This is a genomic window from Nocardia sp. NPDC004278 (genome assembly GCF_053602975.1).
Genome location: NZ_JBSGEQ010000071.1, coordinates 1 through 16,240 on the forward strand (window position 1 = coordinate 1; position 16,240 = coordinate 16,240).

Annotated in this window: 3 protein-coding genes and 1 pseudogene; all 4 read right to left on the reverse strand. The window is 64.3% G+C overall.

Translation table 11 applies throughout. The features are described 5' to 3' along the window. Window positions 1–1,840 (reverse strand): annotated as a pseudogene (locus ACWEO2_RS43240) (type I polyketide synthase); the annotation flags it as partial. 11 nt (window positions 1,841–1,851) lie between these two features. Next, entirely contained in the window at window positions 1,852–2,652 is an 801-nt protein-coding gene (locus ACWEO2_RS43245; RefSeq protein WP_452410692.1) for a thioesterase II family protein, read from the reverse strand. A 43-nt stretch (window positions 2,653–2,695) separates the two neighbouring features. Beyond that, a complete protein-coding gene (locus ACWEO2_RS43250; protein WP_452410693.1) occupies window positions 2,696–12,076 on the reverse strand; it encodes an SDR family NAD(P)-dependent oxidoreductase in 9,381 nt (3,126 codons plus the stop codon). 33 nt (window positions 12,077–12,109) lie between these two features. After that, window positions 12,110–16,207, reverse strand: coding sequence for an SDR family NAD(P)-dependent oxidoreductase (locus tag ACWEO2_RS43255; RefSeq protein WP_452410694.1), 4,098 nt, complete (start codon window positions 16,205–16,207; stop codon window positions 12,110–12,112). Between the last annotated feature and the right edge of the window lie 33 nt (window positions 16,208–16,240).

Consider the following 16,240-nt stretch of genomic DNA (forward strand, 5'->3'; position numbering starts at 1 on the left):
CCCCACACCACACCGATCAATGGTCGCGAAAGGTACTTTCCCAACTCATCCGCGACCGCGTCGAACGCCGCCGTGAACACCGGGTACTTCCCGTGAGTTCGCGTCCCATCCCAAGGCACTGTGAACCCTGACCAGAGAACATGAACACAGTCGCCTCCACCACATCGGTGCTGCCCGACACTGTGCCGGGTCGCGTGGCGGGCGAATCCGCGCTGTCGATGAGACTCCGCAGCCGCGCCAACAGCTGCTCACGGCCATTACCGAAGACCACTGCTCGATGCTCGAATTGCGACCGGGTCAGCAGCGATGTCGCAACGTCGGTCGCGTCGAGATCTGGTGCGACCGAGGTGAATTCCCACAGGCGTCGTAGCTGCTCGGTCAGCGCGTTGGGGGTCTTACCCGATACGACCCAGGAAACAGTGCCACGATCGTCGGTGTCGGTATCGCGGTCAGAGACCGGCTCAGCCGTGACCTGTTCGACGATCATGTGGGCGTTGGTGCCGCTGATACCGAACGACGACACCGCCGCACGCCGCGGACGACCCCCCTCGACCTCCCACGCCCGCCCCTCGGTGAGCAGTCGCACCGCACCCGACGACCAATCCACATGCGAGGATGGCGAATCAACATGCAGAGTCGGCGGCATCACACCAAACCGCATCGCCTGCACCATCTTGATCACACCGATCACGCCCGCAGCGGCTTGGGTATGTCCGATATTCGACTTCACCGAGCCCAACCAGAGTGGTCGTTCTGTGGGCCGGTCTTCGCCGTAGGTTGCCATCAATGCCTGCGCTTCGATGGGGTCCCCAAGACGGGTGCCCGTCCCGTGGGCTTCTACGACATCGACATCAGCCGGCGTCAAACCCGCGTTCGCCAACGCCGCACGAATTACTCGCTGTTGCGCAGGCCCGTTCGGGGCGGTCAAACCATTGCTGGCCCCATCCTGATTCACCGCCGAGCCACGGACCACCGCCAACACCTCATGGCCGAGGCGTCGCGCGTCGGAAAGACGCTCTAGTACAACAACACCGACACCCTCGCCCCAGCCAGTTCCGTCGGCAGCCTCAGCGAAGGACTTGCATCGGCCGTTGACTGCCAGGCCTCGCTGTCGCGAGAACTCGAGGAACATCCAGGGGGTAGCCATCACTGTCACACCCCCCGCCAACGCCATCGCACACTCACCCGCACGCAACGCCGCCACCGCCTGATGAATCGCGACCAACGACGACGAACACGCGGTGTCCACGCTGACCGCGGGACCCTCCAAACCCAACACATACGACACCCGCCCCGAAACGACACTCGAGGTCGCACCCGTCAGCTGGTAGCCCTCGACTCCAGCATCGAGGCCCGAGCCGGCTCCGTAGCTCTGGTCGATGACCCCGACGAATACCCCGACATTGGAGCCACGCAAGGACAGTGGGTCGATTCCGGCGTGCTCGACCGCCTCCCAGGTCACCTCGAGCAGCAGCCGCTGCTGTGGGTCCATGGCCAATGCCTCGCGTGGACTGATCCCGAAGAACTCCGCATCGAAATTTGCTGCGTCGTAGAGGAATCCACCCTCCCGCGTGTACGACTTCCCCTGCACCGACGGATCCGGATCGAAAAGCGCTGCGTCCCAGCCGCGGTCGGTTGGGAATTGCCCGACTACATCCCGTCCCTCGGCGACCATTTCGGCGAACTGCTCGACCGAGGAGACACCACCTGGAACACGACAACCCATCCCAACGACGGCCACCGGCTCCGAAAGGCGGTATTCCAGGTCGGACAGCCGTTTGCGCGTCGCGCGCAAATTGGTTGTCGCCCGTTTCAGATAGTCGACGTACTTGTCGTTCTCCGGCACGCCGTTCACCTCGACACCACTGGCGGAGTACCGCCCAATTTCGCACGTCGCCCGCGGATTTCGGAGTCGATGACGCCCTCGATCGAGCGGATCGGGCGCCCGGAGTGCTCGTCCAGATAGAAGTGCCCACCGGGATAGGAATGCACACCGAAGTCCCCCGCGGTGTGCAGTCTCCACTGCTCAGCTTCGGCGGCGGTGACAGCAGGATCTCGGTCACCGATATGCACATGTATCGGCGTCGTCAAAGACGGCCCGCCAGCGTGGCGATAGGCCGCGATCGCGCGGTAGTCGGCGCGGGTTACAGGCAGAATCGCCGCGAGCAGATCCGGGTCGTCCAGAACACGGCTGTCGGTGCCGTTGAGCGATTTCAAGTGGTCGACGAACGCGGCGTCGTCGAGGAGGTGCGCCGGTTCATCCCGGTGCGTCGAGGGCGCGCGGCGTCCGGATGCGAACAGGGCGACAGGCCGAATTCCCTTGGATTCCAGACGTCGTGAAACCTCGTACGCGACCAGAGCTCCCATGCTGTGCCCGAACAACGCCAAGGGCTTGCCCGACTGATCGGACAGCCGTTCCGCGATGGCGTCGGCGAGGTCGGTAATGCTTTCGAGGCATTGCTCGTGCCGACGGTCCTGTCGTCCTGGTGGCTGCACAGCCAGCACTTCGATGGTCGGTCCCAATGCCCGCGATACCCCAAAGAAGTAGCTTGCCGCACCTCCCGCGTGGGGCAGGCACACTAGGCGTGCCGCCGGCTGTGGTGCGTCGTGAAATCTGCGCAGCCACAATCGATCGTCGTCGGTTCTCGTCATTTCACATGTCTCGCTGTCGTATGGTCATGGTTTCGTGAGCGGATCAGAGCTCTAGTTCGCGGTCGAGGATGTCGAAGAGTTCGTCCTCGTCGACCGCCGCCAAATCGTCCGCGGGGGTGTCGCCGAGTTCGCCGGAGTGTGTTCGTGCCCAGCTTGCGAGGAGTTCGCGCAGCGCATTCTCGACGCTGGTGTGACTGTCTCGGTCCCACTCGGTGCCGGACAGGGCCATCTCGAGCACTTCGATTGCCTCGCCGATCGTTACTCGCGGGTCGTGCGTGCTCGCCGGTTCCCGTTCGTCAGTGCGAAGTGCCGACTCGATGTGAGCGGCGAGGGCTGACGGAGTGGGGTAGTCGAAGACCAGCGTGGGCGGCAGATGCAGACCGGCGGTGGCATTGATCCGGTTGCGGATTTCCACCGCGGTCAGTGAGTCGATCCCGAGGTCTCGGAAGTTGCGGTCCAGGCCGAGCGAATGGGTGTCGTTGTGCCCCAACACAACCGCCACTTCGGTGCGCACCATCTCTAGTACTGCCTGTGGTCGTTGAACGGCATCGAGCGTCGCCAGACTCCGCGCCAGCGGTGCTGCGATCGCACATTCCTTTGATGCGGGTGCAAGATCGCGCAGCAGCGGCTGTATCGTCGCGGACTCGGCCGCGGTGGCCAACGCGGCCATGTCGAGTCGGGTCGCGACTACTGCCGCCCGATCCTGGATGACAGCGGCATCGAATTGTGCGAGTGCCTCCTCGATTGGCAGTTCCACGAATCCGGAGCGGGCCCATCGCTCTATCGCGGTTCGATCAAGCTGTCCGGTCATCCCGCTGGGTGATTCCCATAAACCCCACGCGATAGCGGTTGCGGGCATGCCCTGGGAACGCCGGTACTGCGCCAGCGCGTCCAGGAACGCGTTCGCTGCAGCGTAGTTGGCTTGCCCGGCCGCTCCGATCACACCTGCCAGTGACGAAAACATCACGAAGAATTGCAGATCTCGGTGTTTCGTCGCCTCGTGGAGGTACCAGCTGCCTTCCACTTTGGGTTCAAGAACTCCGTCCAACCGCTCCGCTGTAAGCGCCGCGATCGTGCCGTCGTCGAGTACTCCCGCCGCGTGAACGACACCTGCTAATGGGTGTTCACCCGGAACCGATTGGAGCAGCTGATCGACCGCCCTCGAATCGGTGATGTCGCAGGCGACTACCTGGACTGCTGTCCCGGTCACGGCCAGTTCGTCCACGAGTTCTGCCACACCCTCAGCTGCTTCGCCACGGCGGCTGGTCAGAATCAACGACCGCACATGGTGTGTGACTGCCAGATGACGTGCCAGCGCGATACCGAGACCGCCTGTGCCACCGGTGATCACCACCGTTCCCTCGACTCGCGCAATAGCACTCCGGGCGAGGGCCGATGTCATCTCTTCTGCGATGGTGAGGACGATCTTTCCTACATGCCTCGCCTGGCTGAAGTGCCGAAGCGCCTCGTGTGCCAGGGTGACCGGCCACGTCCGGACCGGTAGCCGCGGCAGAACTCCTGCGGCGAACATTTTCCCCAGTTCATCGAGCATGCCCGCGATCCGGTCCGGCCCCACATTCAGCAGATCGAATGCCTGGTAAATCACCCCCGGGTAGGCGCGCGCGATGTCCGCGGCGCTGCGGATGTCCGCCTTGCCGATCTCGACGAAATGACCACCGCGAGGCAGGAGGCGAAGCGAAGCGTCAATGAACTCCCCGGTCAGCGAGTTCAACACGACATCCATGCCGCGCGCCTCACTGCTCACACCGAACGTGTCTTCGAACTGCACGGTGCGCGAGTCCGCGAGGTGTTCGTCATCAAACCCGTCGCGCCGCAAAACATCCCACTTGCCCGTGCTCGCGGTCGCGAAAACCTCGAGCCCCCAGTGTCGCGCCAGCGCTACTGCCGCGGTACCCACACCACCGGCCGCCGCGTGCACCAACAGTCGCTGCCCTTCGCGCACATCGGCCACATCTCGCAACCCGTGGTAGGCGGTCAGATAGACCACCGGAGCAGCCGCGGCGTCTACGAGAGACCATCCGGCGGGGACCGCAGTCAATAGACGGCGATCGGCGACCGCGATCGGTCCGATTGCTCCGGCGACGAGACCCATGACGCGGTCCCCGACCGACAATCCAATCACTGCTGGTCCGACTTCAAGGACGACGCCGGCGATCTCCGAGCCCATCACCTCACCGTCCGGCCGCATTCCGAGCGAGATCATGACGTCGCGGAAATTCAAGCCGGCTGCTCGCACAGCGACCCTGACCTGCCCGGAGTTCAACGGTTGGTCGGTGTCACTCTTGTCGACCAGCAATCCCACGCCGTCGACCGTGCCTCGCTCGATGACCCCCAGACGCCACGCCGTGCCCGAGGGAGGCAGCGCCAATGTGCGGCGGCTCGACTCCTCGACCATGCGTGCGACATAGGTCACCCCGCCGCGGACCGCGATTTGAGGTTCGCCGATTCCGAGTGCATCGGTGATGGCATCGGAGAACTCTGGCGAGGACTCCGGCGCGTCGATGTCGAGATCGACGAGCACGAACCGGCCGGGGTCTTCGGCTTGTGCCGACCGGACCAGACCCCACACGACCGCCGCGGCGGGATCAGTAACCGGCTCGCCCGCCACGGAGACCGCGCTCCGAGTTACGACGGTGAGTCCGTCCCGGCCCAGTGCTGCCTGCACCGCGGCCAACGCGTCAGCCGCCAGCGCATGTGCACGAGACGGGTCGACGCCGACAGCGGTGACATCGCGGGCGTCGAACACGGCTCGCCCAGGCCATTCGGGAAGGACGCGCTGAGTGGGTGCGGGAATCCAGTTCACCATCAGCAGCGTCGTTGCCCCTGGGTGCTGCCCGGAAGGAATCTCCGTGTGCCCCAACGATGGCACGATCGACGTCGCGGGAGCCGTCTGCGCAGGGGTGGCGACACGCAGCATGAGGGAATCGACGGTCATCACCGGATGGCCATGCTCATCAGCGACTTCGAGTCGAATCTCGTTCGCCGACAACGGTGTGATGGCAACGCGTGCGCGCACCGCTCGGGTGGCGTGTAGGCGCACTCCGCCCCAGGAGAAGGGCACTCGTACATCCAGCGCGCGTGGGCGTTCGGCCGGCACCAACGCCGACGGATGGAGCAACGAATCGAGCAGAGCGGGGTGGATTCCGTAGCCGTTCGGACTCGCCCCACCGCCCAGACTCACTTCCGCATAGCGCGTGTCGCCGATGGACCAGACCTGTTGAAGTCCACGGAAATTCGGCCCGTACCACAAACCCGCTCCGACAGCGTCGCGGTAGAACTCTGTGACGTCGAGTGGCGTCGCGCCGACCGGCGGCCATTCGCGCAGATCGAAATTCGGTTCCGCTGTACCGGCCGACAGCAGTCCACCGGCATGCCGCGTCCAATCGGCATCCGGAGGAGCCATTGCGCTGCGGGAGTACACCGCGAACTCACGGCGACCCGCGATATCCGCGGGTTCCACAACCACCCGGATCCGCAAGGCCCCCCGTTCGGGAATGGGCATGAACTCGTAGTGAGTCAGTTCGTCGACACGATCACACCCGACCAATGCGCCGATGGACAAGATCATGTCCATATAGGCCGCGCCGGGCAGGACGACTGTGCCGTGAACGATGTGCTCTCGCACCCAGGCTGGTGCGTGTGCGGTGATAAGGCCGGTGAAAACGTGGCCAGCGCTGTCCGGCAACTCGACCAACGCGGAGATGATCGCGTGCTCAACCGACTCCTGACCAAGCGCGCCGGGATCCAGTGCAACGTCGGTCGCTGGCGACCAGTAGTGAGATCGTTGGAACGGATAGGTGGGCAACGGGATTCGACGCCCGGCCGGTAGCAGCTTCGACCAACCCACACTGTGCCCATGAACGTGCAGGTGCGCCAAACCTTCCAACATGGTGTCGATTTCGGAGCGGCCGGCCCGCAAAAGCCCGACCGACGCCGGTGCCGCTCCGCCCAGCATGGCCGTCAACACCGGATCCGGTCCGAGTTCCACGCACCGTGCCACTCCCGAGGCCCGCAAGCTCTCGACCGCGGCGGCAAAGCGCACCGGCAGCCGTACATGCTCGGCCCAGTAGCGAGGTGACGTGGCTTGCTCAGCCGTCAGCAGTTCACCCGTGCTGTCGCTGATTACGGGAATCCGCGGCATACTGAGCGTGACGCCGTCCAGCACCCGCTGCAACTGGTCGACGACCGGTGCCATATGTGTCGAGTGGAATGCGCGGTTGACTTGCAGCCAGCGCACCCTTCGGCCTTCGAATTGCGCGACGACGATGGCCAGCGCGTCGGGGTCTCCCGAGATGACAACCGACTCGGCACCGTTCACTGCGGCAAGAGACACATCGCTATGCGCATGGTCCGACAGCAGCGCGAGCGTTTCGGCCTCTGATGCCGCTAGCGCAACCATCGCGCCCTCGCTGACCATTTGCATCAGCCGCCCACGTGCGGCCACGACCGCGCAGGCATCGGCAAGTGACATCACTCCGGCGACATGGGCCGCGGCGAGCCCACCCACCGAGTGTCCGACCACCATCTGCGGCTCGACACCCCACGCTCGAAGTAGCGCGGCGAGGCCCACCTCGACCGCGAACAGCGCCGACTGAGTCCACATCGTGGAATCCAGTACGCCACTGTCGTCGGTGAACATCACCTCGCGTAGCGAACCTCCCAGCAGGACGTCGAGATGTCCGCAGATCTCGTCGATCGTCGCGGCGAACACCGGGGAGGCTTCGTACAGTTCCCTCCCCATGCCCACCCGCTGGGAGCCCTGGCCGGTGAACAGCCACGCCGTCTGTCCGGCAGCGGTCGCACCTTCGACCACTCCAGGCGCGGCAGCACCTCGCGCAAGCGTCCGCAGTCCAGTGACCACTTGTTCACGCCCTTGTCCGATAACGACTGCCCTATGCTCGAATACACTCCGCTGCGCCAGCGAAAAGGCGACATCGCGCGGGTCCGCGCCGGTTTCCAACAGATCAATCAGATCGGTAGCCGCGGCTCGCACAGCTGCCGGCACACGACCGGACAGAACGAGGACGTGCTGAGCGGCCGCCAGGGGCGTCGAGCCGACGTCGGCGACACCACCATGAAAAAGACCGTGGGCAGGTGCGGCTGACTCCGGTGTGGTCTCGAGAGGTGCTTGTTCGACGATCACGTGAGCGTTGGTACCGCTGATTCCGAACGAAGAAACCGCACCGCGTCGCGCCCGGCCGAGGTCCGGCCACAAACGCTGTTCGATGAGCAGACCGACGTTGCCCGCGGACCAATCCACCTGTGACGACGGCGAATCCACATGCAACGTCGCCGGCAACACCTTTCGCCGCAGGGCCTGAGTCATTTTGATCAACCCGGCCACTCCCGCGGCGGCTTGTGTGTGACCGATATTGGACTTCAACGACCCCAACCACACCGGCTCCGCATCGGGATCACGTTGACCGTAGGTCGCGATAACCGCCTGCGCCTCAATAGGATCACCGAGACGCGTACCGGTGCCATGGGCTTCCACGACATCGACATCAGCCGGAGTCAAACCCGCGTTCGCCAACGCCGCACGAATCACCCGCTGCTGAGAAGGCCCGTTCGGCGCGGTCAAACCATTGGACGCGCCATCCTGATTCACCGCCGAACCACGCACCACCGCCAACACCTCGTGGCCGAGGCGTCGAGCGTCGGAAAGACGCTCCAACACAACAACGCCCGCACCCTCGGACCACCCTGTTCCGTCTGCCGAATCCGCGAATGATCTACACCGGCCGTCGGCAGACAATCCCCCTTGTCGCGAGAACTCGATGAACAGCCCGGGGGTCGCCATTACTGTCACACCACCCGCCAATGCCATCGCACACTCACCCGCACGCAACGCCGCCACCGCCTGATGAATCGCGACCAACGACGACGAACACGCGGTGTCGACACTCACCGCGGGACCCTCCAAACCCAACACATACGACACCCGCCCCGACACGACACTCGCCGCGCCACCGGTCAGTCGGTACCCTGCCGCGGCGTCAACGGAGCCGCTCACGGTCGCTCCGTATTGGGCCACCGATGAGCCGAAGACTCCGACGAATACGCCGGTATCGCTGCCGCGCAATGACTTCGGGTTCACTCCGGCGTTTTCCAAAGCCTCCCACGAGACTTCGAGCAGCACCCGCTGTTGTGGGTCCATTGCCGCAGCTTCGCGAGGACTAATTCCGAAGAATGCCGCATCGAATTGCGTTGCCTTGTAGAGGAATCCGCCTCCTCGTGCATTCGAATGGCCGGATGCGCCGAGCTCGGGATCGAACAGGGTGTTCAGGTCCCAGCCGCGGTCGGTCGGGAATCGTCCGATTACGTCGCGGCCATCGGCGACTACATCCCACAACTGCTCAGCTGAGGAGATGCCCCCGGGGAAACGGCACCCCACACCGACAATCGCAACTGGGTCGTCATCTCTCGCGAGACCGATGGCCAACTGTGGCACGGGCCGTTGGTCTGCGGACAGGCCGAGCACGATGTCGCGCAGGTGCGCAGCCAACTTCGCCACCGTCGGCTGGTCGAAGAGCAAGGAGGCGGGAAGCGCCGCACCGGTGGCCGCGGCGAGCCGGTTGCGCAGATCGACCGCGGTCGAAGACTCGAAACCGATTGTTTCGAACGAGGTTTCGGGGTCGAGCGACGCGGGCGCGACCGATCCGAGCACGGTCACGACATGAGAGCGGACCAGTTCCACCAGCAGGTCGTGCTGGGCGGACTCATGCAGCGACATCAATCGCGCTCGCCAGGGCGATCCGACCCCCGGCGATACCTGCGGCGCGATGCCAGGCCAATAGCGCGTGCGCTGGAAAGCATAGTGCGGCAAGGGAACACGGGCGATATCCGCCGCTCCGAAAACCGCAGCCCATCGCGGGGTGATACCGCGGGTGAACAGCGTGGCCATCGAAGCGATCAATGACCACCAGGACGGTTGATCACGCTTCAACGAGGAGACCACGACGCTCGCCGTCGCAGAATCCGCCAGCGTCTGCTCAACCGAAAAGGTAAGCACCGGATGCGGACTCATCTCAATGAACGCACCGTTGCCCGCAGAGGCCGCTTCGCGCACCGCCTCAGCGAAGCGGACAGGGTTGCGTAGATTCGTGTACCAGTAGTCGCTATCCAGCTGCCCGGTATCCAGGCGCTGACCTGTCACCGTCGAATAGAAGTCTGTCGCTGTGGATTGCGGCGTGATGATCGTGAGATCGGACCGTAGTCGTTCCTGGACAGACTCCACCTGACTGGTGTGAGACGCGTAGTCGACCGGAATGATCCTGGCACGAATATCATCGATACCGCAGCCACTGACGAACTCTGCCATTGCTGTCGGATCACCAGCCACCACTACCGCCGACGGGCCGTTGACGGCGGCAATGGCCAGTCTGCCTGTCCATTTGCTGATCCGAGCCTCCGCCTCCGTCTCCGACAAGGCGATCGCTGCCATTGCACCCTCGCCAGCGATGTCAGCGAGAGCCCTGCTGCGGAGCGCGACGATAGATGCCGCGTCCGCCAAGCTCAAAGCGCCAGCAACGTGTGCGGCCGCGATCTCTCCCTGCGAATGCCCGATGACCGCGGTTGGTTCGATCCCGAACGATTGCCACATTCGCGCCAGTGCCACCATCACGGCGAACAACATCGGTTGAACTACATCGACACGATCGAGTGCCGGCGCTCCTGGTTCCCCGCGCAGCACCGCTGTCGGTGACCAATCAATGTGGGGGGCAAGCGCTTCGGCGCATTCGGCAAACGCTGTGCGGAACTGTTCCGACGACTCGAGCAGATCCACAGCCATACCGTGCCACTGGCTGCCCTGGCCTGGGAAGACGAACACGACCCCGGAGATGTCGGACCTACCCACCGCGAGGTTCGCCCCACCGCCCTCGACGAATGCCTCCAGACCGCTCACGAGTTCGTGTCGATCGGCTCCGTACACCACCGCCCGGTGGTGGAAAGCGGTTCGGCTGGTGGCCAGCGACCAGCCCACCGCGTGGGCTGATGCCTCAGGGTGGTCGATGAGATGTTCGCGAAGGCGGTCGGCCTGGGCACGAAGGGCACGCTCGGTATGTGCTGAGAGCACCCATGGGAGTACAGGCGTACATGGTGCGGTCGCTGGGAGGGTCTCGGATATGGAGGCCGGCGGCTCTGCCAGCACCACATGGCAGTTCGTTCCCCCCATTCCGAATGAACTGACCCCTGCGATAAGAGGACGTTCAGGCTCGGGCCAAGGGCCGGGTTCTTGCTGAACGCGCAGGTTCAGGCCGCGGAAGTCGATCTCGGGGTTGGGTGTGAGGAAGTTCAGGCTGGCCGGAATACGGCGATGACGGATGCTCAACGCCGTTTTGATCAGACCTGAGACCCCTGCCGCGCCCTCGAGGTGGCCGATGTTCGTTTTCACCGAGCCCACGACCAGCGGGCGACTCGGTGTTCGGGCGGTTGCGAGGGCCGCGCCTAACGCGGCCGCTTCGACGGGGTCGCCGACCTTCGTTCCCGTACCGTGCAGCTCGACGTATTGCGTATCCCCGCAGTCGATTCCGGCGAAATCGTAGGCTGCGCGGATGACCTCGGCCTGCGCTCGTGCACTGGGAACGGTCAGAGCATCGGTGAGTCCGTCGTTGTTCGTCGCGCTGCCGCGGATCACACAATAGATCGAGTCGCCGTCCGCCACTGCCTGGGTCAGCGGTTTGAGAATGACGGTTCCGGCGCCCTCGCCGCGGACGTAACCATTTGCTCGGGCATCGAAGGTGTAACAACGTCCATCCGGTGAGAGGCCGCCGAACCGTGCCGAGACCTCATTGCTCTGCGGAATCAGATTCAGGTTGACTCCACCGGCCACAGCCAAGTTCGATTCGCCCCGGCGCAGGCTCGCACACGCCAGATGCACAGCGACGAGAGAGGACGCCTGGGCCGCATCCACGACCATGCTCGGGCCACGTAGTCCCAGCGTGTATGACACGCGATTGGCGATGATACTCCGATGTAGACCTGTCATCGCGTGCGCGGAAATCTCGTCGCTGCCGTAGAGCAAGGTCGCGTAGTCGTCCCATACGGCACCGAGGAACACACCTGTACTGCTCCCGGCGAGCGTCGCCGGAATTATCGCAGCGTCTTCGAATGCCTCCCAAACTAATTCGAGAACTATTCGCTGCTGCGGGTCCATTGCGACTGCCTCGCGCGGGGAGATGCCGAAGAACTCCGGATCGAATTCGTCGACCGTGTCGAGGAATCCGCCATACTTCACGGTGTTTCGGTCGGCATGGGCGTTGAACCTGTCTTCCGGCGCGGTGGTTACCGCATTACGGCTCGTCATCAAGAGTCGCCAGAACGCGTCCTTGTCCGCGGCCTGCGGTAGGCGGCAGGAGATGCCGATGATCGCAATCGGTTCAGGCTTTTCGTGGCTGGTCATGGTGCGTCTTTCCTCGAGTTGCTCGGCCGGTGGTCAGGATCTGCCGAACTGAGTCCGCAGGATCTCGAGAAGTTCTTCCGCCGAGGCTGTCTGCAACTCCTCCCGATCGGTTCCGACGCCGTCTTCGGTGCCAGTCATCCGAAGTCGCGCCACCACCGCTTCGAGCCGATCGATGAGGCGCTCTGCGATCTCTCCTGTCACGGGCGTGAGCAGCAGGGCTTCCTCGAGCCTGTCCAGGCTGCTGAGAAAGCGCTGTTCACTCGACTCCGAAGTCGACGGGTCGAGTTCTTCTCGAAGGTGGACAGCGAGCGCGGAGGGTGTGGGGTAGTCGAAGAGCAGAGTCGCCGAAAGTTGCAGTCCGCTGGCGGCTCTCAGACGGTTGCGCACCTCGACCGCACTGAGCGAGTCGAATCCCAGCTCCTGGAATTGCCGCTCGGGATCGATCGCAGCGGGTCCCGCGTGACCAAGTACTTCCGCGATCTGAGAACGAACGACATCGAGGATCACCCGAAGCTGTCGAGTCGCGTCCAGCCCCTGCACCCGCTGACGTAGGCCTGCTTGCCCACCACGTTGGGACGAACGACTCACACGGGGCGCCAGGTTACGCAGGATCGGGAAGGTGCGGCTGGCCAGGTGGATCGCCGAGGAATCGAGTCTCGCCGCCACCACTGTGGCCTGGTTCCACGCCATGGCGGCATCGAATAACCGCAACCCGTCTTCGCCGGACATGGCAAGGAATCCGCTTCGCCGCATTCGGTCGGTATCAGCCTCGTTGAGTGCACCTGTCATGCCGCCGACGTCATCAGCCCACCATCCCCAGGCGATCGAAATCCCGCTGAGCCCACTCGCCCTGCGATGGGCCGCCAGCCCGTCGAGAAACGTGTTCGCTGCCGCATAGTTGCCCTGCCCCGGTCCCCCCAGGATGCCGGCTTCCGAGGAGTACATAACGAATGCCGAAAGGTCCAGGCCTTGGGTCGCCTCGTGCAGGTACCACGCCCCATCCGCCTTCGCGGAGAGCACCCTGTCGACTCGTTCAGGTGTCAGCGATGCCATCACACCGTCATCGAGCACTCCTGCCGTATGTACGACCGCCGCCAGGTCTGGAATCGATTCCACCAGCTCGAACACCGCTGCGCGATCGGCGACGTCACACGCTACGACATCGGCCCGCGCCCCTGCCTCGGTCAACTGCAGGCACAGTTCCGCCGCCCCAGGGGCTTGCGAGCCCCGCCGGCTGGCCAGCACGAGCTTCCGTGTACCGCAATGGTTCACCAGGTGCCGCGCCAGCAAAGCACCGAGGCCACCGGTACCCCCGGTGATCAGCACGGTGCCCGTGATTCCGAAAGCAGCCGACAACGTCTCGGCGATGTTGTCGACGCGGCCTTGGGCACGAGCCACCCGCGCCGCGTACATGACACCGTCGCGGACCACTACCTGCGACTCACCGATACTCATCAGCGCGGCGATATCGGCCCGATCATCCACATCGGCCACCACGATCCGCCCGGGTTCTTCTGTTTGGGCTGACCGCACCAACCCCCAAATCGCGGCTCCCGCCAGATCGGTGACTCCCACGCTGGCGAAATCCACTGCGCCGCTGGTGAGCACAAGTAGAGTGCTGGACGCGAAGCGGGGCTGTGCCAGCCACTGCTGGAGCGCATCGAGAACACGGTGAGTCTGCGCGTGGGTGTCCGTCACGATATCGGAGTGCCGGTCTGCAGCGCGGCAGTCGAGGACCACTACTGCCGGGATGTCCAGTTGCTCGTCTCGCAGGGCATCCCAACCGGCGACCGAGGCTGGCTCCGAGACCGTCATCGGCTGCGTGGCTGCCCACGTCAGCTCGTACAAGTCATCGATCGCGCCGACGGTCGACAGCCGATCCTGTGCGATGGGACGTGTTGTGGCCGATCGCACCGACAGCACCGTCTGCCCGGCTTCGTCGGCAATCGTCAGCGACAGGCCGTGTTCGGTCGACTCGATGCGCACCCGCAAGACCGGCTGGCTGGTGGCGTGCAGCGACACCCCTTCCCACGAGAAGGGCAGGACGACGTCCCCCAACTCGCGACCCTCAGCCAGCAGTGCGTGCGGGAGGGCGTGTAGCGCCGTGTCCAACATCGCCGGGTGGATGCCGAATCGCTCTGCGCCCGCGGAGATCTCGTCGGGTAGTTCAATCTCGGCGAATACTTCGGAGCCGCGCTTGAAGACCGACCTCAATCCTCTGAACGCCGGCCCATAGTGGTAGCCCCACTGCGCCAACAGTTCGTAGCCACCGTTGAGATCGACTGTCTCGGCATCGGTCGGCGGCCATTGCATCGGGTCAACCGCTGGCGGCGGCTCGGCCACGAGAGTCCCCCGCGCATGTGCCTTCCACTCGGTACCGGAATCCTCGGTGCGCGAGTAGATGACCAGCGCACGCGCTCCGGTGTCATCCGCGGGGTCCACAAATACCTGGATGTGGTGGCCCGCGTGGTCGGGGAAGAGAAGCGGCTCTTGCAGTGTCAGATCTTGCACCGACTTGTAGCCCACCTCCATGGCGGCCTGTAGTGCCAGTTCCACGAACGCCGTCCCCGGCAGCAGAACTGTCCCGTGTACCGCGTGGTCGGCCAACCATGGATGTGTCGCCAGCGACAGACGCCCAGTCAGCACAACACCGCCGGTTGTTGGCAGTTCAACTCTCGCGGCCAACATCGGATGTTCGGCCGCCAGTAGACCCGCATTGGTCACATCCGTCGTTCCGGCGTCTGCGACCCAGAACTTCCGTCGCTGAAACGCATACGTCGGCAGCGCAACTCGCCGAGCTGTGGGCATCAGCCTTGCCCAATCCACCGCCACACCCCCGGTATGCAACCGTGCCAGGGTCGCCATGATCGTGTGGACCTCAGGACGATTCGCACGCAGGACTGGCACTGACTCGGGGCCGGCGTTTTCGGTAAGGACACTGAGCACCCCGTCAGGTCCCAGCTCCACGCACTTGCCCACGCCGTGTTCACGTAAACACGCCATGGCATCGGCGAATCGCACTGTTCGACGGATATGTTCGGCCCAGTACCGCGGGGAGGTAGCCTGCGCTGCGGACAACACCTCCCCGGTGCTATCGGAGACCACTGCGATCTCGGGTGCTCGCAGCGAGACTCCTGCCAGGACTCGCTCGAAGTCATCAACCACTGGATCCATATGGGGTGAATGGAACGCATGACTTACTTTGAGCCGCTGCGACTTTCGATTTGCGAAATTGTCGATCAGAGCCGTGACGGCGCCCGAGTCGCCCGAAACGACTACCGATGTCGAGCTGTTCACAGCCGCGAGCGAGACGTTCTCGTCCAGATACGGCAGCACTTCCGCTTCCGACGCCTGGAGCGCGACCATCGCACCATCGCCGCGGGCGGCCTGCATCAGCCGACCGCGTGCGGCCACCACCGCACACGCGTCCGGGAGCGACATTACCCCGGCGATATGGGCAGCGACCACGCCGCCGATCGAGTGCCCGACGACGAAATCTGGTCGCAGGCCCCATGATTGCATCAATCGTGCCAATGCCACTTCCAGTACGAAGAGCCCGGCCTGCGCCCACAGGGTCTGTTCCAACAAATTCGAGTGCTCACCGAAGAGCACTTCGCTCAGAGAGCCGCCCAGTAGTCCGTCGAACACCGCGCACAGCTCGTCGACGGCTGCGGCAAATACGGGGAACTCGGCATACAGCTCTTTACCCATCCCCGCTCGCTGCGAGCCCTGGCCCGCGAACAGCCACCCGACCTTCGCTGACACGCTGACCGCTTGGACCACGCCTGAGTGAGCCTCCTGGGCAGCCAACGCGTGCAGACCGGCCATCAACTCTGTGCGGTCAGAACCCAGCACGGCGGCTCGATGTTCGAACAGGCTCCGTGTCGTGGCCAGCGAGAAACCCACATCCACTGGTTCCCATTCCGGGGAATGCTCGAGGTGCGCCGACAGACGAGCCGCCTGCGCGGCCAAACCCGCTCTGTCTCTTGCCGATATCACCCACGGCACCACCGTCGGCATCGCGAGTTGGTCGACGTCTCGATCCGGGCTGGGTGTGTTCCCGTTGGCGTCGACCGGTGCCTGTTCCAAGATCACATGCGCATTCGTGCCACTGACACCGAACGAGGACACCCCCGCACGGCGCGGACGACCCAGTTGCGGCCA

What these genes read in the sequence shown, in the direction of transcription:
- ACWEO2_RS43245 (WP_452410692.1), bottom strand. Translation starts at nt 2,652, where the DNA reads ATGACGAGAACCGACGACGATCGATTGTGGCTGCGCAGATTTCACGAC.
- ACWEO2_RS43250 (WP_452410693.1), bottom strand. Translation starts at nt 12,076, where the DNA reads ATGACCAGCCACGAAAAGCCTGAACCGATTGCGATCATCGGCATCTCC.